The organism is Chryseobacterium sp. BLS98 (assembly GCF_001045445.1).
Taxonomy (GTDB): domain Bacteria; phylum Bacteroidota; class Bacteroidia; order Flavobacteriales; family Weeksellaceae; genus Chryseobacterium.
On record NZ_LFNF01000002.1, the window covers coordinates 539,414 to 558,977 of the forward strand.

General features: G+C 37.8%; 21 protein-coding genes and 1 riboswitch. Of the genes, 7 read left to right on the plus strand and 14 right to left on the minus strand.

All coding sequences use genetic code 11. The features are described 5' to 3' along the window. Positions 1-51: 51 nt before the first annotated feature. On the minus strand, positions 52-1,122 hold the full coding sequence (locus tag ACM40_RS07310; RefSeq protein WP_048502171.1) for a GEVED domain-containing protein: 1,071 nt from the start codon (positions 1,120-1,122) through the stop codon (positions 52-54). Between the two features lie 231 nt (positions 1,123-1,353). On the opposite strand from ACM40_RS07310, the gene ACM40_RS07315 reads away from it, so the two are divergent. Together ACM40_RS07315 and ACM40_RS07320 are read left to right on the plus strand one after the other, a co-directional pair. Further along, positions 1,354-2,151, plus strand: a complete 798-nt coding sequence (locus ACM40_RS07315) for a hypothetical protein (RefSeq protein ID WP_048502172.1) — start codon at positions 1,354-1,356, stop codon at positions 2,149-2,151. A 53-nt stretch (positions 2,152-2,204) separates the two neighbouring features. Beyond that, positions 2,205-2,384: riboswitch (cobalamin riboswitch) on the plus strand. A gap of 111 nt (positions 2,385-2,495) precedes the next feature. Next, positions 2,496-2,879, plus strand: a complete 384-nt coding sequence (locus tag ACM40_RS07320) for an acyl-CoA thioesterase (protein ID WP_048502173.1) — start codon at positions 2,496-2,498, stop codon at positions 2,877-2,879. An 81-nt stretch (positions 2,880-2,960) separates the two neighbouring features. On the opposite strand, the gene ACM40_RS07325 is transcribed toward ACM40_RS07320, so the two are convergent. Then, the gene (locus tag ACM40_RS07325) at positions 2,961-3,551 is read right to left on the minus strand and encodes an HD domain-containing protein (protein WP_048502174.1); all 591 of its coding nucleotides are present in this window, start codon (positions 3,549-3,551) and stop codon (positions 2,961-2,963) included. 2 nt (positions 3,552-3,553) lie between these two features. Beyond that, on the minus strand, positions 3,554-4,237 hold the full coding sequence (locus ACM40_RS07330) for an XAC2610-related protein (protein ID WP_048502175.1): 684 nt from the start codon (positions 4,235-4,237) through the stop codon (positions 3,554-3,556). Between the two features lie 287 nt (positions 4,238-4,524). Here ACM40_RS07330 and ACM40_RS07335 point away from each other — a divergent pair, with 287 nt between their 5' ends. The 5 genes from ACM40_RS07335 (at position 4,525) to ACM40_RS07355 (ending at position 9,153) form a co-directional block, all read left to right on the plus strand. Continuing rightward, a complete protein-coding gene (locus ACM40_RS07335; protein WP_040998703.1) occupies positions 4,525-4,854 on the plus strand; it encodes a PadR family transcriptional regulator in 330 nt (109 codons plus the stop codon). An 11-nt stretch (positions 4,855-4,865) separates the two neighbouring features. Next, positions 4,866-6,581, plus strand: coding sequence for a PspC domain-containing protein (locus ACM40_RS07340; RefSeq protein ID WP_048502176.1), 1,716 nt, complete (start codon positions 4,866-4,868; stop codon positions 6,579-6,581). A gap of 312 nt (positions 6,582-6,893) precedes the next feature. Next, positions 6,894-7,496 carry a 1-acyl-sn-glycerol-3-phosphate acyltransferase gene (locus ACM40_RS07345; RefSeq protein WP_048502177.1) on the plus strand — a complete coding sequence of 201 codons (603 nt, stop codon included), beginning with the start codon at positions 6,894-6,896 and terminating at the stop codon, positions 7,494-7,496. Positions 7,497-7,553: 57 nt separating this feature from the next. Further along, the gene (locus ACM40_RS07350) at positions 7,554-7,985 is read left to right on the plus strand and encodes a PaaI family thioesterase (RefSeq protein ID WP_048502178.1); all 432 of its coding nucleotides are present in this window, start codon (positions 7,554-7,556) and stop codon (positions 7,983-7,985) included. A 202-nt stretch (positions 7,986-8,187) separates the two neighbouring features. Beyond that, a complete protein-coding gene (locus ACM40_RS07355; protein ID WP_048502179.1) occupies positions 8,188-9,153 on the plus strand; it encodes a chorismate-binding protein in 966 nt (321 codons plus the stop codon). Positions 9,154-9,253: 100 nt separating this feature from the next. Here ACM40_RS07355 and ACM40_RS07360 read toward each other — a convergent pair whose 3' ends face one another. The 11 genes from ACM40_RS07360 to ACM40_RS07410 all read right to left on the minus strand — a co-directional run bounded on the left by ACM40_RS07360 (position 9,254) and on the right by ACM40_RS07410 (position 19,562). After that, positions 9,254-9,448 (minus strand): hypothetical protein, encoded by a 195-nt coding sequence (locus tag ACM40_RS07360; RefSeq protein ID WP_040998697.1) that lies wholly within the window; start codon positions 9,446-9,448, stop codon positions 9,254-9,256. 5 nt (positions 9,449-9,453) lie between these two features. Continuing rightward, positions 9,454-10,056 carry a MarC family protein gene (locus ACM40_RS07365; RefSeq protein ID WP_048502180.1) on the minus strand — a complete coding sequence of 201 codons (603 nt, stop codon included), beginning with the start codon at positions 10,054-10,056 and terminating at the stop codon, positions 9,454-9,456. A 44-nt stretch (positions 10,057-10,100) separates the two neighbouring features. Continuing rightward, positions 10,101-11,840, minus strand: a complete 1,740-nt coding sequence (locus tag ACM40_RS07370; RefSeq protein ID WP_048502181.1) for a BatD family protein — start codon at positions 11,838-11,840, stop codon at positions 10,101-10,103. Next, positions 11,840-12,586, minus strand: a complete 747-nt coding sequence (locus ACM40_RS07375) for a tetratricopeptide repeat protein (RefSeq protein ID WP_048502182.1) — start codon at positions 12,584-12,586, stop codon at positions 11,840-11,842. The genes ACM40_RS07370 and ACM40_RS07375 overlap by 1 nt, the downstream gene beginning before the upstream one ends. Positions 12,587-12,687: 101 nt before the next feature. Continuing rightward, positions 12,688-13,695, minus strand: a complete 1,008-nt coding sequence (locus ACM40_RS07380) for a vWA domain-containing protein (RefSeq protein WP_048502183.1) — start codon at positions 13,693-13,695, stop codon at positions 12,688-12,690. Next, positions 13,695-14,687, minus strand: a complete 993-nt coding sequence (locus ACM40_RS07385) for a VWA domain-containing protein (RefSeq protein WP_048502184.1) — start codon at positions 14,685-14,687, stop codon at positions 13,695-13,697. Before ACM40_RS07385 ends, ACM40_RS07380 begins: the two co-directional genes overlap by 1 nt. Beyond that, positions 14,680-15,576 (minus strand): BatD family protein, encoded by an 897-nt coding sequence (locus tag ACM40_RS07390; RefSeq protein ID WP_117614863.1) that lies wholly within the window; start codon positions 15,574-15,576, stop codon positions 14,680-14,682. The genes ACM40_RS07385 and ACM40_RS07390 overlap by 8 nt, the downstream gene beginning before the upstream one ends. A gap of 46 nt (positions 15,577-15,622) precedes the next feature. Then, complete coding sequence (locus ACM40_RS07395) at positions 15,623-16,486, minus strand: DUF58 domain-containing protein (protein WP_048502186.1); 864 nt, start codon at positions 16,484-16,486, stop codon at positions 15,623-15,625. A gap of 83 nt (positions 16,487-16,569) precedes the next feature. Next, positions 16,570-17,028, minus strand: a complete 459-nt coding sequence (locus tag ACM40_RS07400; protein WP_048502187.1) for a GNAT family N-acetyltransferase — start codon at positions 17,026-17,028, stop codon at positions 16,570-16,572. Then, positions 17,028-18,032 carry an AAA family ATPase gene (locus ACM40_RS07405; RefSeq protein WP_048502188.1) on the minus strand — a complete coding sequence of 335 codons (1,005 nt, stop codon included), beginning with the start codon at positions 18,030-18,032 and terminating at the stop codon, positions 17,028-17,030. The genes ACM40_RS07400 and ACM40_RS07405 overlap by 1 nt, the downstream gene beginning before the upstream one ends. A 234-nt stretch (positions 18,033-18,266) precedes the next feature. Further along, complete coding sequence (locus ACM40_RS07410; RefSeq protein WP_131705346.1) at positions 18,267-19,562, minus strand: hypothetical protein; 1,296 nt, start codon at positions 19,560-19,562, stop codon at positions 18,267-18,269. Positions 19,563-19,564 lie beyond the last annotated feature (2 nt).

The following is a 19,564-nucleotide window of genomic DNA, read 5'->3' on the forward strand; positions in this document are numbered from 1 at the left end:
CTTTATAACTTATAAAAAACAGCGCTGAATATTCAGCGCTGTTTTATTTTATTATTTCCTGATAAATTTCAAACGGATTGTATTTCCTTCACTTTTAAGCTGAATAAAGTAAATTCCCTTAGCAAGATGACGAACATCTACTGTATTGCCAGATATTCTGCCCTCTCCCATTTTCTGTCCTGAGACTGAGAAAATCTCATACTCAGCTTGTGAGAAAAGTCCTGAAATATTCAAAACATCTGCAGCAGGATTCGGATAGATACTTATTTCTTTGGATTTCGTGGTTTCATCTACAGCAAGATTCGTGTTCACAAAAGTTACTCCATAGTCTTCCACTTCTCCATACGAAAATATTTCGCACGGGCCAGCAGGCATTGTTTCACTGATTATCACCCTCATCGCTGTCCCGCACTGTGTTATATTGGCAAGAGAAGGAACATTAAATATAAAAGCTTTAGGATTCGTAGAATCTACCATAGTAGAAACGATCATTTCCGAGGCCTCAAAAATTGCGTTCGCATTAAAATCTATCCACGCTTTTACATAAGATATCCCCGGTGCTCCTGCCCAGCTGGATGTTACCGATATAACATTATTTACGGAGCCTACCCCAAGCTGTATACGACGGGGTAAGTCAATACGAAAATCCGTATGGTTTGACATCGATGAAGCACTTACCATCGCAGGAAGTCCCCCGGAAGGAGTTATTGTAACGTTTGATAAATAAAGTGTTCCCAAATTAGTAGAAGTGGATCTGCAGTAATTAAGATGGGTATAGAAGGTTAACGGAAAGGATATATCTCCGGAAGCATTATCAATCACCTGAACCATATGTCCCAGACAGGGTGTGAGATTATTCAGATCAACAGAAGTGGTCCCGGCAGGAATATTCATCGAGAGCCATACCGCAGATGTTGATGCCCTCCATCTCACGGTATAACCTGTAGCTCCGGGTATAGGATCCCAGGTGATATGTGCAGAAGTAAAACTGATATTGGAAGCTTCTAAATTCATCGGAACGGTAAAGGCAGATTCGGCGCAAATGTTTTTCATTCTGCTGGCTGCCTGAAATTGTAGTGCACCTGAAAAAAGCAGAAGTATAAAAAGTAAATTTCTGATCATATTTAGTTATTTATGGATTTTCTTCTGAAAAATAGGTTAAATTATTTATATATTATTACATTTTAATTAATAAATATTACACTTTAAGCATTTTATAGAAAATATTTCATTATTATCTGACCAAGAAATAACTTTTTAGAACATATTGATCATTTTATTCAAATACCGTTATATTTTACGGAGCAAAAAAGCATTTAATTTATATATTTGAAGGATTAAAAATTTCATAGAATGATTTCCGTAAACAAAGCATTGTACTTATCCGCTTTCAGTCTTTTTTCCTTAGCATTTGTCAGGGGACAGAGTAAGGTTCCTTTCGGCGTTGTAAAAGCTGAAGAAGGCTACGCCAATGTACGTGTTCACAAGGATGACTACAGAAAAATCGTGGACAAAATCCGGATGCGTAAAGGTGATGTATTTGTTTATGTAAAGCCTGCACCGGGAGAAACGGAATGGATCTGGATCAAATATCCTGAAAAACAGGATGAAGAAAAGCCTTTTGTGAGATATGAGAATCTTGAGAAGGAAGGAATGGTCAATAAGGGGCGTGTTGCTTTCATCGATCAGCTTCCTCAGTTCACGCCTTCAAAATCCAAGAACGGGAAATCACTTATTTTCACAGACAACAGCAATCCTAAAATACCAACTGCCCAAAGAACCAAGGTCGTTATTGATGTTTACCCTTCCAATGCCGGTTACAGAAAGCAGGAAAAAGATGCAGACGGAAAAATTCTTACCATCGATAAAGTAAAGCCATGGGGAATCAAAGATGCACTTCCTGAAGGGATGACGGAGATCAAATCCATCAGGGTTCAGCAGCCTGGAAGAGGTTCTGTTTTTGTAAGGGAAGCTATTAAAAATATGTTCCAGCCTACCATGGATTTCAACAATATCGGGGTAACTGCTCTTGATAATGATCATATCTACCTTTATATGATCAATGGTTCCGGTGAAAACAGGTACACCACTCTCTGGACGATCAACGAAGGAAGGGTAATGAGCCAGATTATTTACAATAGTCCTGAATAGTTGCCGTTTTTTTCTGTAATATTCTTATTTTTGCCCTGAAAAAGTTTTAACGCTCATTCATCACAGAAACTGGTTCTGCTTAACGCAGATTAAAAGGGAACCGTGTGAAAATCACGGACTGTCGCGCAACTGTAAGTAACTGAAGTCTTTATCAAGGATCCACTGTGCGGGGCATGGGAAGGAGGTAAAAGATGTTACAAGTCAGGAGACCTGCCTATTTCTTTAAACAAGAAACTTTCGCGATTGAAGTTATTGATCTGATGGACTGCTTCAGGAATTCTTATGTTCCTGTCACTGTTCTGTTATTTTAATATATTTCATTTCGCATTAATTAATAATGAAATATGACTACAGAAGAAAGAATTGCAGCATCCGAAACCAGAATTTTTAAAGCGGTTTTCCCGAACACAACCAACCACTACGATACTCTTTTCGGAGGGACGGCCATGCAGCTGATGGATGAAGTTGCTTTTATCACCGCGACACGTTTTGCAAGAAAAAGAGTGGTAACCGTAAGCAGCGATAAGATCGATTTCAAAAAACCTATTCCTGCCGGAACAATTGTAGAACTGATCGGAAAGGTGTCCTATGTCGGAAAAACCAGTATGAAAGTGAATGTGGAAATCTATACGGAACAGATGTACTCTTATGAAAGGGAAAGAGCCATTGTGGGTGATTTTACGTTTGTGGCTATTGACGAATTTAAAAAGCCGATCAGGATCATGTAATTAATTCTGATTAAAACAAGGTTTCGGGCGGCCTGCGGCCGCCCGAAACCTTGTTTTAAAAGACATTGAGTTTCTTTAAAACTATCTGAGGACTTTTTCAGTCTCCAGACTTTTACTCAATAACATTTCAAAGGCCTCACCCATTTCATCTGATGCCCTTGTGATAGCATTTTCAAGCATATTTCTGATCTGTTTTTCGGTAACGCCGGCTTCCGTCCAGCTTTTTCCTGAAGTATGAGAGTTCAGGATAAACGGCATGATACGGTCGATTGAACAGGCAAAAATAGCATCCGGGGTCTTTTCTTCCTCGAATTCAAGCCATAGCTCAAAAAATTCTGTGCGTAAAGGTTCATCCAGGATTCCAAAAATTTTCTGTGCTGAAACTTTCTCTCTTTCAAATTTTCCTACCATTGCTTTTTCATCAAAAAGAAAAGTATCTCCCGCCTCTATTTCTACCAAGTCATGAATAGAAAGCATTCTTATGACACGTAAAAGATCAATATCTACACGGTTTTTAGCGTATGGATAAAGAATCTGGGCCAGAATAATGATCTGCCATGAGTGTTCTGCCGTATTTTCTCTTCTGGAATCGTCGGCATTATAATTTCTTCTTTGTACATTTTTCAGTGCATCCACTGCCAGGATAAAATCGATTTCCTTCTGTATCTTCATTGTTAATTTTTATAATATTCGTTGATGGGATAGGTTTTAATATTCTTTATCCATTTATCGTTGATAAATTCTTTTTTAGTCACTTTTACTGTTTCACCGCCTGTTGCATCTTCTTCCAGCTCATATACTTTAAACAATCCGCGTTGTGGCACTACCGTATATTCCGTTGTGAGATGCCAGCAGCAACCAGATTTTGAATAGGTAATCAATCTTTTTCTTTCAGAATCCGTATTGAACATACCCAGATTTTCGTAAGCCAGAGCTGTTAATTCATCACTTAAAACAAATTGCTTCTTAGTGATATTGAATACATAGACATCATAAGAAGGTCCTCCATAGCCGCTTTCATTTCCGTTTCTGACGGCTATATCTTCTGTTCCGTCAAAGTTGAAATCATCAAAAATCAATGGGCTCTGTTCATTATATAACTGAATGATATTTGCGGTAGGCTTCTGGTCTTCATTCAGATAGAAGTTTAAATTCTCTGAAGTTAAGATCTGGAATGTTCGGGAAGTCTTCTTATCCAAAAGCTCAACAGTTGATTTTCCACTGCATTCATTGTTTTCGCAGGTTTCCACGTTGATTTTTACATCATAATTCTTTGAAGCATCTTTTAATTCGAACTGGTTCTGAGCAAAATAAAAGTTTCCGAAAAGAATAAGGGACCATACTATTTTGTGATTCATCTGGGTTGTGCTTGATTTTTAATTTTTTCTGTGAAATCTCATTCAAAAGTACAAAAATTTAAAATTTCATGACCGATTTTGATTCAATCTAAATCCAAAGGAAATTTTATATAAAAATTATCACACTGATTATCAATATTTTAAATTAAACATTAAAATTATTTCACTACTTTGTATTGCATAATACCATTTTATTTATATATCTTTGTAATGTAAAATCGGAATAGGTTCAACTAGCTAGGAACATTTATTCTGAAAATATAACTAATTAACAAAACTTATTAAAGATGAATACTGAAAATACCAAAGCGCAAATGCGTAAAGGAATTCTGGAATTCTGTATTTTAAGTCTCATCAATCATCGTGAAATGTATGTTTCCGACCTTATCGATGAACTTAAAAAAGGAAAACTGGATGTAGTGGAAGGCACCCTCTATCCTCTCCTTACAAGACTGAAAAATGGCGAATTCCTTTCCTACAGATGGGAAGAATCTACCGGAGGACCTCCAAGAAAATATTACCAGATCACAGAAAAAGGAAAACTCTTCTTGGACGAACTTCAAAATACCTGGGCAGAACTGACAGATTCAGTAAACCAAATCACACAAAAAAATTAAAAAACAAAGCTATGAACAAGACACTCTCAATAGGACTCGCAGGTTTTTCTTTCACTATAGAAGAACACGCATATATAAAGCTCAGCGACTACCTGAATGCTCTTAGAAGCTCATTAGATGCTTCAGAAGCAGAAGAGGTAATGCATGACATAGAAATCAGAATGGTTGAAATCTTCAAAGATTCTTTAGGTAAAAGAGAAGTCATCAACGATGGAGATGTAGAAAGAGTAATTGCTCAGATCGGTACTCCTGAAAAGATCGAAGAGCAGGAAGAAGCTTACTATTCTGAAAAAAACAGCAATAGACAAAATACTACAGGAACTACATATTCTGATAAGAAACAACTGTTCCGTGACCCTGAAAGACAAAAGATCGCAGGAGTTTGTGCCGGTTTAGCCGCATACTCTGGTATGGACATCACTTGGATGAGATTAATTTGGGTAGGTGCATTTCTTTTTCTTTGGGTTGCCCCTGGGTCTTCGTTTTTAATTGTCCTTTTATATTTTATTCTTTGGGCAGTATTACCTAAAGCAGAAACTGCATCAGATTTTTTGAAAATGAAAGGAAAGCCATTGAACTTTGATAATTTAAAGGAAGAATCTAGTAAAATTGTGCAATTCGCCAACGAGACAACAACCAGAGCAGGTGAAATTTACACTGAAAATAAGCCTTACATCAGCAATGCAGGAAGCGGAATCTGGAATGTTTTAAAATATATTATTGGAATCTTCTTCGCATTTATGGCTGTAAGCAGCATTATAGGTGTATTTGTAGTCTTTGGTCTTTTCGGAATTGACTCCAACTTTCCCGGAGCTGATGAAATGAAATTTCTTCTTGATAACGATGGGCTTTACAATGTATTTTTAGCATTAATTATTGTTGGATCTTTAATTCCTGCCGTTCTTTTCAGCCTGCTAAGTATTAAGATTTTTTCACCAAAAACTAAGTTGAGAAATATCGGTTGGGTTTTAGGAGTTTTATTCTTGGCAGTAATATGTTTGGGAACATTCTTTGGAGTAAGCATGGCTAAAAAAGAAATGTTCCTGAAAGGTCATAAAGAAGATACAGAAGAAGTAGCAATCAATACACAATCAGACAGCATCTATGTTGATGTGAAGCAGGTAACGATTCCTCAGAACTTCCAAGCTTATGACGACGATCTTTATTCTGATAAAGTCTCTGTGTTCGAAAAAGACTGGGTTCATGTAGATGTAACAAGAAAAGCTGATATCAAAACTCCTTATTTAATTATTAAAAAAGAAGCGAAAGGATACAACCTTCCATTGAATGTAAACGTTCCTGTAGAAATTGTAAACAACAAAATAATTCTTCCGAACTACGTAAAATATCCTTACGAGCACAGATTCAGAGATTACAGCATCAATTATGAATTGGTAGTTCCGATAAAAACAGTGGTAATTCCTTCAAAACATGACAGAATCGATTTTGACGGAGACCTGAACGGTGACGGAATCAACGATGACGATCAGGATAAAGATGAAAACGGAAACATCACCATAGAAAAAAATAAAATTTCTGTAAATGGTTCTACTATTGAATATAACTCTGATGATAAAGACAGCCTGATCATCAACGGGAAAAAAGTTCCGAAAGCCAAGGCTGACCAGGTCATTGATTCCATGAAGTCTACCATCAAAAAAATGAACAAAAACGTAGACATCAAAATCAAAGACGGAAAAGACGAAATTTCCATACAAACTAAATAATTAACTTCAGAGAGTGCAGAAGGTGTGAATGGAGGGCAACCGTTTGAAATTCACACTCTTCTTCTCTCAGAGATTACAAAAAAATATCATTATTTAGTTCGCTATGTTAAAAAAATGTTATACATTCGTATAGTTAAAAAATAATTAGCCAAATCATTAAAAAACACCTTAACCATGGTACAAGTTGCATTAGAAATTGTTATGAAGATCGTAGATTTAATCAGCGGTTTGTTTTAAGAGCGATAATATTTCAATATATTTGTAAAGTATAACCAAATTGGTTATACTTTTTTGTTTTTAATCTAAAGCTATATGAAAAAACTGATAGGTAAACTGATGTTAAAGATGTTGGGCTGGAAAGTCGTGCTACAAGGCGATGCAAAAAGTCTGAACCGATGTATCCTTGTGGTGGCACCCCATACCCACAACATGGAATATCTGTTAGGAAATCTTGCCTACTGGTCTTTAGAAAAGCCTTTGAAAATTATCATTAAAGACGCCCACACCAAAGCATGGTACGGAAGTGTTGTAAAAGGGCTTGGAGGTATTGGTATCGACAGAAGCCAGAAAAACGACCTGGTGAATTTTGTTGCCAAGCAATTCGAAAAGGAAGACTTCAGTCTTGTTATTACTCCTGAAGGAACCCGAAGCTGGGTACCGAAGTGGAGAAAAGGATTCTATCATATGGCCCTGGCTGCAAAAGTTCCCATTGTGCTGGCTGCAGGTGATTTCAAAAGAAAAATTGTTTATCTGGGCTATACCATCCCCTACGAAAGAATTGCTTCAGTTCCGTTTTCTGAGATCATGGCGGAGATTCAAAATTACTATGTAAAATATGACATCATTCCGAAAATTCCGGCAAACTGGAATCCGAATATCATGGGCAGCGACAACGAAGAAGAAGTTAAAAGCTAACAAGATCAATTCGCTCAATCAATTATCATTTATAATTCATCATTTATCATTTATAGCATGAAAGGTCAGACCAAAGAAGAGCTCCTTGCGTTCTTAAACTCCTGGGGAAACGGGGTAACATTAGCCAAAACACTTGAAATACAATTCATAGACATTGACGTTGAAAATGAAACCCTGACCGCTACAATGCCAGTGCAACCAAAAGTACATCAGCCATTCGGGATCCTTCACGGAGGAGCAAGCTGCGTGCTGGCGGAAACGTTAGGTTCAAGCCTGTCTAATATGTTCATCGATGGCAGTAAATATTACGGAGTAGGAACCAATATCAATTCCAACCACCTTAAAAGTAAAAAAGACGGGATCGTAACAGCCACGGCACGGTTCATCAGAAAAGGAAAAACAATGCATGTTTCTGAAATCGAGATCAGGGATGAAAAAGGAGTACTTATCAACCATACAACGATGACGAACAATATTCTTCTGAGATAATCTGAATATCAATACAAAAAAAGACCCAATTTTCCGGGTCTTTTTTTATTTCAAAACTATAATATGAGAAATGTTTTGTTAAAAAACAGTCTTTAAATTTTGACATTTTTAAGACTAGTAATACCTTTGCTGAAAGGAAAATTACCGGAAATTTCCTGTTATATTTTTCGGTCGGTGATTTTCAAAAATCTATCCACAGCTCATGATTTATTTCAAACTTCCCTTCGATGAAACGGTATATTCAAATGATCAGAATGCAAACGAAGAATCCGTTCAGTTTCATTCTTTTGACCTCTTAAGGCAGATCGGTTTTGAAGGTGATATTATCAATGCTTCTGAAAAGTTTGAACAGGATATTATTACCAGTGAAAGCTTATTGAAAGACGAAAGCTTTTTTAATACAGAAACCAGGGAAGAATATATTGACAGTCTTCATCAGGTTATTGCTGTAATTAAAGATCATAAGCTTCCAAAACTTGTATATTCAAGAAGAAATATCTTCAGGGATTTTAATCAGATTGATTTTAAAGAAAGCTTTAAAAAACTTTGTGCATCTTATCCCAATGCATTCAGATATATTTTTAATGACGGACAAAATGCCTGGATGGGAGCTTTTTCAGAAATCCTGGGAAAATTCAACAAAACAACTCATGAATTTGAAACCATGAGCCTTGCAGGAACACTTCCGGTATCTGAAGAATGGACGGAAAAAGAAATTGAAGAACAAAAACCTGTAACGTCCTATATTCAGGATACCCTTAGGAACTATTCCGGAAATATAGAAATATCAGACACTTACGATCATATTTCGGGAAATATCAAACATTTACGGACAGATTTTAAAGCCCAAATTAATCATGAAGATCTGGACAGTCTCATTAATGACCTCCATCCTACCCCGGCAGTCTGCGGCATTCCAAAGGATTTTTGCAAAAGAAGTATTCAGGAACTTGAAAAATTTCCCCGTGAACTGTATTCCGGTTTTATTAAAGTAGAGACCGATGAAAATGTAATGTATTTCGTGAATTTAAGATGTGCAAGGCTTTACAAAGATTCTGTACATGTATTTGTTGGTGGCGGCATTACAGCCCAAAGCAGCCCGGAAAAAGAATGGAGGGAAACGGAACTGAAATCGGAAGCGATCCTGAAGAATCTGGTTGTTTTTTAAGGTAATGGTGGCTTCGAGAGCCTCAGCCACCTTCCATGAGAAAACAAAAAACCTCTTTCCAAAGAAAGAGGTGTGTTATATAGAATAATGTAATTCTGTATTATTTCTTAGCTCCAATCCTGCTCCATGTATCCAGTACAAAAAGCAAAATAAGGCCAATAACCGCTGAAGCAATTGAAAATACAAACTTCAGGTTATCTTCTGATAAAAGATCCGTCTGCCAGTCTAATGCATAAAGATTGATGGCAATGAAAACGATAAATACAACTAGAAATACTTTATAAAACTTCTGCATGATACTTAAAAATTAATATAGTTCTGCACCAACTGCGCAAAATTAGCGGTGAATAATTTGATTGAAATCGCTAAAAGGATAATCCCGAAAACCTTCTGAAGAATAGACAGGGTAGCCTCCCCCATTTTGTTTTCCAGCCACTTCGCCGATTTCAGCACCAAATATACGAAAATTGTGTTGAGAACAATTCCTAAAATAATATTAATATCGTGAAATTCAGCTCTGAGCGATAACGTTGTCGTTAAAGTTCCTGCTCCGGCAACCAGCGGAAATGCAATAGGAACGATGGATGCAGCCTTAGCTTCAGTCGTTTTATTGATCTCAATACCCAGAATCATTTCAAGGGCTATGATAAAAATCACAAAAGCACCGGCAATGGCAAATGAATTTACATCTACTCCTATCAGCTTTAGGATCTTATTTCCTACAAAAAGAAAAACAATCATGATCAGTCCGGCAGTAATAGACGCTTTTCCCGCTTCTATCTGTCCAAATTTCTGCTGAAGGCTTACGATGATAGGAACAGAGCCGATAATGTCAATTACGGCAAAAAGAACCATAAAGCAGGTAACAATCTCTTTAATAGAGAAATCATTAAGTATTTCCATCTCTTTGTAATTAAAAATTTCGCAAAAATATGAAAAAAAATTGATTATTTGCTAATCTGTGAATACAAATTAACAACTGCTTTTAAAAGATCTTCCATTCCTTCTGCAGATTTCAAAGGCGAGTATTTCTCCACCTGAATTCTTTGTAACAAATTCCTGTATTCTTCAGCAACAGCAGAACCTTTATAGCTTTCCAGGAAGAGTCTGAAATCCTGGGAAGAACTCTGAAAATACTGTTTTCTTACATCAGAATCCATTTCTTCCAGGGTATCAAAGAATTTCTGATAATCTTCATTATCTTTAAGATTTTCCAAATAGCTGAAATAATCATTAATATCCGTTTTCAGCGTTTCTCTGATCTCCTTTTCCGTTTCAGCCACTGAACCCAGCGGTTTAGGAGATGCAGTTTCCTTAACTAACGCTCGCTTTTTTTGCCATGTCTTAAATAACAGGTACATAATAAATAAACCAACAAGAATAGAAATATTGGTTAAAAGGATATTCCAGTGGAATTTGCTTTTTTCTTTTACTTTAAAGGTAGTTGTCTTCAGAACCGGGGTGTCAACCGTTTCAAGAAGCGTGTTGGTATATTCATTTACTTTTTCAACAGTAGTACGCGATTCCAGGATCTGGTCATGGGAAAAAGCATTCAGGTCAAGCGTTTTCTGCCCAAGATCTACATATTCGCGGCTGGCCGGATCGAAGAATGCAAATTTCTCAGTCTGAATCGAAATGGCACCTGCCTTTTTAGGAATAACAACATAATTGGCTAAAATCTCCCCTTTCATTCCTGTAGTCCCGGGAACGACTTTAGAAGTAATTTTAGGAGCAAACACATCATAATCGGGTGAGGAAATAATCTTAGGAAGATGCATATCCGGAAGATTGCCTTCCCCTGAAACTTTCACCACCACATTAATCGGTTTTTTAACCTCTATTTTCTCCTTCGATGCGTTGTATACACTCACATTGAAGTTCCCAACTGCATTCTTAAAGTAATCCGGCGATCCTTCAGGAAGCCTTTTTACATTAAGCTTTACTTTATTGGAAACAATTTTATTCTTATTGGAATATGTGCTTACCGACGCCGAGACGGACGGAACCTCAACATATCCTGCTTCATTAGGAAACACCATAAATACGGCCAGAATCTGCGAAGCCATATTTCCTGATCCTGAAGGGTCTATTTCCGATTTGCTGAAGCTGACAGGATGCACATTGATATTATTCTGACGGGGAAGATGAACATCCTTCACTTTTCTGAAGTTGTCCATATTTTTAGAATAAACCTTCAATACAGCTATTGTAGGCTGATCCTGATAAACTTCACGGTCTTCTATCTCCATATTAAGATAGACGTCATTGGAAACATTGCCGGCAAGAGATCTTTTATCGATAATGTCTTTGATATTCACATCAAAAGGCTCCGTCTTGTAAATTTTATTATTGACGGTTACCAGAACAGACCCTATTTTAATTTTACCTTTTTTCTTCGGCTCAAGAGCAATTCTTGAAATTTTCTGGGTAATCAGCGTATTGGTGGCTGGATCAATCAATGTATTGGTCATTGATCCGCTTCCTATAATATTGAATTTTGAAAGGTCGGGAAGCTGAAAACGGGTTTGTGGTTCAAGATCAATCCCGTTAAGCTCTAAAACAATGGTAAGGTTTACAATGTCCTTTCCGTTGTATTCCGATTTATCAGATTCCATAAAAAGATTAACCTGTCCGTAAGAAATTACGGAGGTTAAAAGGAATAATATGTAAATCAGTTTTTGCTGCATCACCAATCTTTTTCGTTGCTCTGCGGCACCGAATAAGAATTCTTATTTAAGATTTTTCTGGCGGTTTCTTTTTCTTTTTCGTTGACTTTATCTAATATCGCATTTTCCAGGTTCTTAGGCATTTTTCCTTCATTATCCTGGTTTTGCTTAGGAGTGTCTCCTTGTTCGCTTTTCCCTTCATTCTGCTGGCCGCTGCCCTGATTCTGCTTTTGATCTTTGTTGTCGCCTTTCTGATCATCATTTTTATTCTGATCATTTCCGCCACCGCCTTTTCCGGAATTATTCTGTTCGTTTTTCTGCTGCTGTTTTTCTTTTTCTTTCAGCTTGGCAATTTCATAGTTCTTTCGGGTTGCTTCATTATAAGGATTCTGTTTCAGAGCCTGCTTATAATAATCTGCTGCTTTTTCCGGCTGGTTCATCTGCATATACGCATTCCCCAGGTTATGAAGAGCAGCCGTCTTATCCGGCAATGTCTGCGAAAGCTTCTGGGCTTTGTCAAACTCTGCTTTAGCCTCTTCATATTTCTTGCTTTTATATAAAGCATTTCCCAGGTTATAATGAGCAGTAAAATCTTTTTCATTCACTTTTACGGCTTCCATATATTTGGAAGACGCTCCGTCGTAGTCTTTCCCGTTAAATTTCTGATTACCTTCATAAACTAAAGTTCTATAGTTTTCCTGCCCAGACACTAAGTTTGAGAATGAAAAAATAATAAGAAACGATAAAAAAATGATTTTAGTATTCATTACTTGCAAAATTATTCCTTTATATGTTAATAAACAGACTTCTATTTGTTAAAGTTCGGTTAAAGTACTTATTTAAAATCTTGATAAACAAAGTATAAAAACTAAATATTGAAATCTTTTTTCGGGTTCAAGATATAAATCAAAAAGAAAAAGAAAATAGAAACTATTAAAAAATACTGATAGTAGTGATTGGCATTCTGAGATTTTACCAGCGTCTGTGCAGAGGAAGATTTTCTGTTCATGGCATCAACAATTTTATCCGGAGCCTCATTGATGTTGTTCCCGTCTATATAATCTCCTCCTGTAGATTCCGCCATTTTTTTAAGGGCTTCCGTCTGTCTTTTGGAAATCACCGTTCCGCCGTCCATATCGGTTTTATAGCCCATCAGCTGACCGAAAACATATTCCGGGACCGGAGCGCCTTCATCCGTTCCTATTCCTACCGACGTTATGGATATTCCTTCTTTATTGGCCAGTCGTATTGCAGCATTATCATTACCTTCATTATCTTCTCCATCACTCAGCAGAACAACTTTTCTTGAGCCTTTGCTTACATTTTTAAATTTCTCTACAGCAGCCTGCATCCCTTTTAGGAAATCGGTTCCCTGAATTTTCATTGAGCTTGTTTCCACAGCACTTATGTAGGTTTCCGCAGAACCGTAATCTGTAGTAAGCGGCATAATGGAAACGGCTTCCCCTGCAAAAATGACAATTCCAATCTTATCATTCTTCAGTTTCTGCATTATGGCAGTCATTAGATTCTTGGCTTCCGAAAGACGGCTGGGATCAATATCTTCCGCATTCATTGAATTGGAAACGTCAAGCATAAAGATGACATTGTTAAGCTTTTGATTGGTTTTCACCTCCTCGGACCCATTCAACAGATCAATGATCGAAAATATCAGAAAAAGCGTTCCCAAAAGGTATAAAGCCGGAAAGAATTTTGTAAATCCGGATCTTTTTTCGAATAAACTGTCATGAAAGCGGCTGTCTGCAAAGATTTCCCTTCTTTTCTTTTTCCATCTCAAAAAACGGATCAGAAAGAAAGACAGCAACGGCAGAAGCAGCAGCAAAAATAAATACCAGTAATTTCCTAACGACCAACTCATCAGCTTAAAAATTTATATAATACCCATCGCAGCAGTGCATCAAAAAACAGCATTCCCAACGCGATCCAAAGGAAAATTTTAAAATATTCATCATAATTGTACAGCTTGGAAACCTTGATATCCGTTTTTTCCAACTGGTTGATCTCGTCATAAACCTCTTCCAGACTGCTGTTGGAAGTCGCTCTGAAATATTTTCCGCCTGTTGTCTGTGCTACTTCCCTCAATGTATTTTCATCAATCGTCACCGCTGTTTCGGTAAAAATCAGTTCGCCGAAAATATCCTGAGAAGTGGGCATCAGAGCAAAGCCATTGGTTCCTATTCCGATGGTATATACTTTTATATTATTATTCTTGGCAAGTTCTGCAGCCAGCTGTGGAGGTATTGCATTCTGTATATTGCTCACTCCGTCCGTCATTAAAATCACCACCTTGCTTTTAGCTTTACTTTTAATAAGATGGTTCACCGCAACGGAAAGTCCCTCTCCAATAGCTGTTCCCGGCTCAAGGCCTGCGGAATTAAGATTTTTGATTTCATCTATAACGACCTGATGATCCGAAGTCACCGGGACTTTCGTAAAGGCTTCTGCCGCATAGGCTACCACTCCTATCCTGTCGTTCGGGCGTTTTTGTACAAATTTTACAGCAATATCTTTTAATGCGGTAATACGGTCCGGATTGAGATCTTTGGCAAGCATACTCAGGGAAACGTCTATAGAAAGCATAATATCAACTCCTTTGGTATCGTCCCTGTCCTGGGAAACCGTAAATGTTCTCGGTCTGGCCATTGCAATAATCAGTGCAGAGAGAATAATATATTTTGAAATCTTAAGCAGAGCAAGTACAGCACGGATTCCTCCACTGTCATCCATATTCTTGACAGTAGGAACTTTAATGCCTTTCTTCCGCTTTCCTCCCGCATCTTTTATGAAAAGAGGAATGAACAGCAGGAAAAGCAGCAGGAACCACGGACTGTAAAATTCAAAATCAAACATCCTTTCTTAAGTTTTCAAATTCTAAATCTTTTGATGATCTCTTCACAAAATCGCGGATATCAGCAAAATCTTTCTCCATCGTGGTCTGATCAGGGAAGGTTTTGGCAAATTTTACCAGATCTCCTCTCAAAAAGACATCTTCCACTATCCTTTCGTTTTCCTGGGAAATGGTATTGTTCTTTTTCAGGACGTCGATAAGATCGTCTGTAAGAAGAACGTCTGCAGGAAGCTGATACTGTCTGGCAATGAATTTTCTTGATATATCTATTAATTCAACATAGAAAGAACGGAAATCACCACCTTCTATATATTTTTTCTTTTTCAGGGAATCCAACTCTTTTAAAGTCTGGTTAGTGGCAACTGCAGGTGAACTTTTTGACTTTCTGCCCCATTTGACAAACATAATGATTGCTATAATCAAGGCAATAACCGCTAAAGCTGCAAGAATATAAAATTTGTAGAGCTCCCAATAGTCTTTTGTTTCAAGCTTCACCTCCTTATTATTCATGATATCATTAATCTGATCTCCCTTTTGGGCAGTATTCACAACATCAATTTCGTAAGGAATGGTTTTTAAGATCTTACCTCCAACATTAAATTCCAGCTCGGGAATGGTAAATTTTCCCTCTTCATACACTGAAAATTCAATTTTTCTTTCGTAAGAATTCTGGTTTTGTCCGATGCTGTCTTTAATTTCTTCAAAATGGAAGGGAAGCAGCTCGTTTTTTGGAGCTGAAACAACCTGCAACTCATGTACATTATCTATTTTAATGACTAAACGGTTGACTTCACCTAAAGCAAGGGTCTTCTTCTCCAAATTGGAAGACAGTATCTGTGAAAAAGCGTTTCCACAGATTAAAAAAGAAAGTATTAAAAGTATTTTTTTCAATTTCAACTGATTGTAATTGCGGCCGGAGCCTTCATTTATTTAAAATTTACTTCTTCTGAAAATAATTATACAGCAGTTTTGAATAATCAGCCCCTGTGTTGATATTCATAAAACTGGCCGAGCTGGTGGCAAAATCTTCTTCCAGAGCCCGGACTTTCTGCTTTTGAGCTTCGGCAAATGTATATCTCCATCTTGCACTGGAAGTATTGGCCCAGACTTCTTTTCCTGTTTCGGCATCATACAAAAGAGCATAGCCTACATCGGGGATTTCATTATCTTTTTCATCATAAATCCTCAATCCTAAAAGCTGGTGTTTTTTTGAAGCCACACGGAGCATTTTGGAATCATATTCATCTTCAAAATCCGAGAACAGAAACACCAGAGATTTTCTTTTGAATATCCCCATCATATACTCCATTGCCTTATCGATCTTTGATACAGCCGGAACATAATCTGCTGTCAGAATATTACTGATGATGGAAAGAATATGTTTTCTGCCTTTCTGAGGCGGGATTACTTTATATACTTTATCTGCAAACAGGATCAGGCCTACTTTATCATTATTTCCGGCGGCGGAAAATCCAAGACTGGCCGCAATTTCTGCCACATATTCCCTTTTCAGCTGACCTCTGGTTCCATAATCCATGGAAGCAGAAATATCTACCAGGAGCATCATCGTAAGCTCCCTCTCCTCTTCCATTACCTTTACGAACGGTTCGCGAAAACGGGCTGTTTTGTTCCAGTCGATTCTGCGGATTTCATCTCCGAACTGGTATGGACGGACTTCCGAGAACGTCATCCCCTGTCCTTTAAAAGCACTGTGATACTGTCCCATAAGTGAAGCTTCCGTCTTCTTTCTGGTACGGATTTCTATCTGCTTTACTTTTTTTACAATATCTTTTATTTCCATAATGTGTTGCGGAATTCGGTTACGAGATTCGGTTTGCGGGATTCGGGGTAATGTCTACTCCTCCATCTTCCATCCTCTAACTTCTAATCTCTCAATTCAATCGAAACATTCAGCCATTCATTATCGAATTTCGGGCTGTATTTCTTATAAAAATTAATGGCGGGTTCGTTCCAGTTCAATACCTGAAAAACCATTCCGCTGTATTGGTTTGCTTTTCCATATTCCAAAGTGGCATCAAACAGAAGTTTTCCAATTTGTTTTCCTCTCATTCTTTCAGTCACTACAAGATCTTCAAGATACAATCTTCTTCCTTTCCAGGTTGAAAATCTGTCATAATATAGAGAAATCCCCACAATTTCATTATTAAGTTCAGCAACAAAAGCTCCCCAAACCGGAGATTTTCCGAATCCATCTTCTGTGAATTCATCCAAGGTTATAGTCACCTCATGAAGTGCCTTTTCATATTCTGCAAGTTCACGAATGAGCTCCAGCATCGGAGCGCAGTCTTCCTGAGCGGCTTTTCGGATAATCACTTCACTCATTATGGTGCCTGTATTTTTGCCAAAATCCTGTTGATAATTTCTTCTGAAGAAATCTCTTCCGCTTCCGCTTCGAAGGTAAGACCAATTCTGTGTCTTAATACATCCTGAGCCAGTGCTTTTACATCCTCAGGAATAACGAAAGCTCTTCCTTTCAGGAATGCATAAGTTCTGGACGCAATGGCAAGGTTAATGGATGCTCTTGGAGAAGCCCCGAAACCAATATAATTTTTAAGTTCAGAAAGTCCGTAATTTTCAGGATAGCGGGTTGCAAAAACCATATCAAGAATATATTTTTCGATCTTTTCATCCAGGTAAATCTGGTTGATCAGTTCTTTGGCATCTACAATATCCTGCAGGGATATTACCGGTTTAATGACAGGCTGATGAGAAGTAGAAACCATTCTCATCACCGTTCTCTCGTCTTCAAAATTAGGATAGTCTATCTTACATTTCAACATGAAACGGTCGCTCTGTGCTTCCGGTAACAGATAGGTTCCTTCCTGATCGATCGGGTTTTGAGTGGCAAGTACCAAAAACGGTTTTGGAAGTTTCATAGTTTCATCACCAATGGTTACCTGCTTTTCCTGCATCACTTCCAGCAGTGCCGACTGTACTTTTGCCGGCGCACGGTTGATCTCATCTGCCAGCACAAAGTTGGCAAAAACAGGACCTCTTTTTATTGAAAAATCGTTGTCTTTGATATTGAAGATCATCGTTCCCACGACATCTGCAGGCAGCAGATCGGGCGTGAACTGTATCCTGGAGAATTCACCGTGAACAGCTTCTGCCAGGGTTTTGATCGCTAAAGTTTTTGCCAGTCCCGGTACACCTTCCAAAAGGACGTGCCCGTTCCCTAAAAGACCTACCAAAAGGCGGTCTATCATATATTCCTGGCCAATAATCACTTTATTGATTTCCTGTCTGAGAAGGGAAAATAAGTAATTCTTTTCTTTTACTTTTTCCGTCAACTGGCGGATATCTTCAGCTTGATATGTATCTGACATAGCTTTAATTAAAAATAGGTGGTAAATTTCTGATAAATACTGGCATTAATCAACATAATGAATGCCATATTAGAGTTAAAGTTTGTTAAATATTCCTCTATTAATAATGTATCCAAATAACAGGCAGGAATTTGTGGTACTGATTTCTTTTTAAAACAGTCTGCTTCTCTGAAAACATATTGATTTAATGACAACTCATGTTATCATTGAAAGTATGGCAATAAGGGTCTAAAACTAAAGTTTGGTAATGCTGATGGTAAAAACATTTTCCGGCATATCGACCGTTTCTTCATAGGCTCCGACATTGATAAAATATTCAGTTCCTGCAGTTGTTGTAAAGGTATAGGTTTCTGCAGCTCCGCCTCCGCCGTTGTCTACTGCATTTACACATGCCAGATTGCCACATGCTCCGCTGTAGATATCCATCTGAGGATCATAAGTACTGCCTGAAGGCATGGTTATTTTAACGGTAAACTGGCCACCGTCCCCGGTAAATTTAAACCAGGTTCCATCATTCATTGCATCAGGACATGTGGTTATAAATCCGCCATTATTAGTGGCAGACACCGCATCAGTCTGGGTGTAGGTGTAAGGAAATGCTAACGCTGCAAAAGCACCGGAGCACGCATCGTTTAGAGGTACAGGAGGAACTGTACTAAAAACAACATCTGTACAGCCGGAAGATTCAAGATTTCCTGTAACGGAAGTGACTTTCAGATAATAATTGGTATTGGGATTAAGAGGTACTGACGGCGAGAAATCAGTAGCATTCACGGTCTGTTGGTTAATCACATCAGTTCCTCCCGCGCTTGTTCCCAGTGAAACTTTATAAGAATCTGCTCCGGAAACAGGAAGCCATTTAAAATTCGGAGTTAAAGATATAAATTGGGCATTATTAACCGGAAAATTGATGAAAGGACATGCAGGAGTAGGCTTAGGCATTAATCCTGAAATAGTCACTGAAGATTTGTAATCCGCCCTAATCCCTCCGGGAGGAGATGCCGGGTCAACAATTGCACGGTCTCCTTTATAATAAAGGGTGGAATTCGGAACATGGGGATATACATGAAAAGCTTCATCAAAATTATTAATATCGATACTCTGAGCATTTTCTTTTGCCGCAATGACCAGATTATCCGTGTTATTATAAGTAAATGGGGTTGTCAATGTAATTTCAACCTTATTATTGGTCTTGGTTACTGTACCGACAAACACCTGAGTAAGCTGTGAAGCAGGAATCCAGTCTGTTCCGGATACAAAGGCTGTTTTTGAGGTATGTCCCATGTAAACTGTCCAGTCCGATGAGTCATTAATAGTAGTCGAAGCATCTACATAAAATGTAAGGCCCGTGATATTTCCTGCAGCTGTAGCATTCAATTCCTGTTTAGGATAAATCTGCTGGACATAAGAATACGAAAAAAAACTACTTACAGGTGCCGTTCCGACAGCTGGGCTTCCTATGTTTAAATTGATCTGGGCTTTAAACACTGATATTATTGACAACAAAGATAAAAGTAGAATTTTTTTCATTA

Coding starts and splice junctions, on each gene's coding strand:
- ACM40_RS07310 (WP_048502171.1), bottom strand. CDS start 1,122: ATGATCAGAAATTTACTTTTTATACTTCTGCTTTTTTCAGGTGCACTA.
- ACM40_RS07315 (WP_048502172.1), top strand. CDS start 1,354: ATGATTTCCGTAAACAAAGCATTGTACTTATCCGCTTTCAGTCTTTTT.
- ACM40_RS07320 (WP_048502173.1), top strand. CDS start 2,496: ATGACTACAGAAGAAAGAATTGCAGCATCCGAAACCAGAATTTTTAAA.
- ACM40_RS07325 (WP_048502174.1), bottom strand. CDS start 3,551: ATGAAGATACAGAAGGAAATCGATTTTATCCTGGCAGTGGATGCACTG.
- ACM40_RS07330 (WP_048502175.1), bottom strand. CDS start 4,237: ATGAATCACAAAATAGTATGGTCCCTTATTCTTTTCGGAAACTTTTAT.
- ACM40_RS07335 (WP_040998703.1), top strand. CDS start 4,525: ATGAATACTGAAAATACCAAAGCGCAAATGCGTAAAGGAATTCTGGAA.
- ACM40_RS07340 (WP_048502176.1), top strand. CDS start 4,866: ATGAACAAGACACTCTCAATAGGACTCGCAGGTTTTTCTTTCACTATA.
- ACM40_RS07345 (WP_048502177.1), top strand. CDS start 6,894: ATGAAAAAACTGATAGGTAAACTGATGTTAAAGATGTTGGGCTGGAAA.
- ACM40_RS07350 (WP_048502178.1), top strand. CDS start 7,554: ATGAAAGGTCAGACCAAAGAAGAGCTCCTTGCGTTCTTAAACTCCTGG.
- ACM40_RS07355 (WP_048502179.1), top strand. CDS start 8,188: ATGATTTATTTCAAACTTCCCTTCGATGAAACGGTATATTCAAATGAT.
- ACM40_RS07360 (WP_040998697.1), bottom strand. CDS start 9,448: ATGCAGAAGTTTTATAAAGTATTTCTAGTTGTATTTATCGTTTTCATT.
- ACM40_RS07365 (WP_048502180.1), bottom strand. CDS start 10,056: ATGGAAATACTTAATGATTTCTCTATTAAAGAGATTGTTACCTGCTTT.
- ACM40_RS07370 (WP_048502181.1), bottom strand. CDS start 11,840: ATGCAGCAAAAACTGATTTACATATTATTCCTTTTAACCTCCGTAATT.
- ACM40_RS07375 (WP_048502182.1), bottom strand. CDS start 12,586: ATGAATACTAAAATCATTTTTTTATCGTTTCTTATTATTTTTTCATTC.
- ACM40_RS07380 (WP_048502183.1), bottom strand. CDS start 13,695: ATGAGTTGGTCGTTAGGAAATTACTGGTATTTATTTTTGCTGCTGCTT.
- ACM40_RS07385 (WP_048502184.1), bottom strand. CDS start 14,687: ATGTTTGATTTTGAATTTTACAGTCCGTGGTTCCTGCTGCTTTTCCTG.
- ACM40_RS07395 (WP_048502186.1), bottom strand. CDS start 16,486: ATGGAAATAAAAGATATTGTAAAAAAAGTAAAGCAGATAGAAATCCGT.
- ACM40_RS07400 (WP_048502187.1), bottom strand. CDS start 17,028: ATGAGTGAAGTGATTATCCGAAAAGCCGCTCAGGAAGACTGCGCTCCG.
- ACM40_RS07405 (WP_048502188.1), bottom strand. CDS start 18,032: ATGTCAGATACATATCAAGCTGAAGATATCCGCCAGTTGACGGAAAAA.
- ACM40_RS07410 (WP_131705346.1), bottom strand. CDS start 19,562: ATGAAAAAAATTCTACTTTTATCTTTGTTGTCAATAATATCAGTGTTT.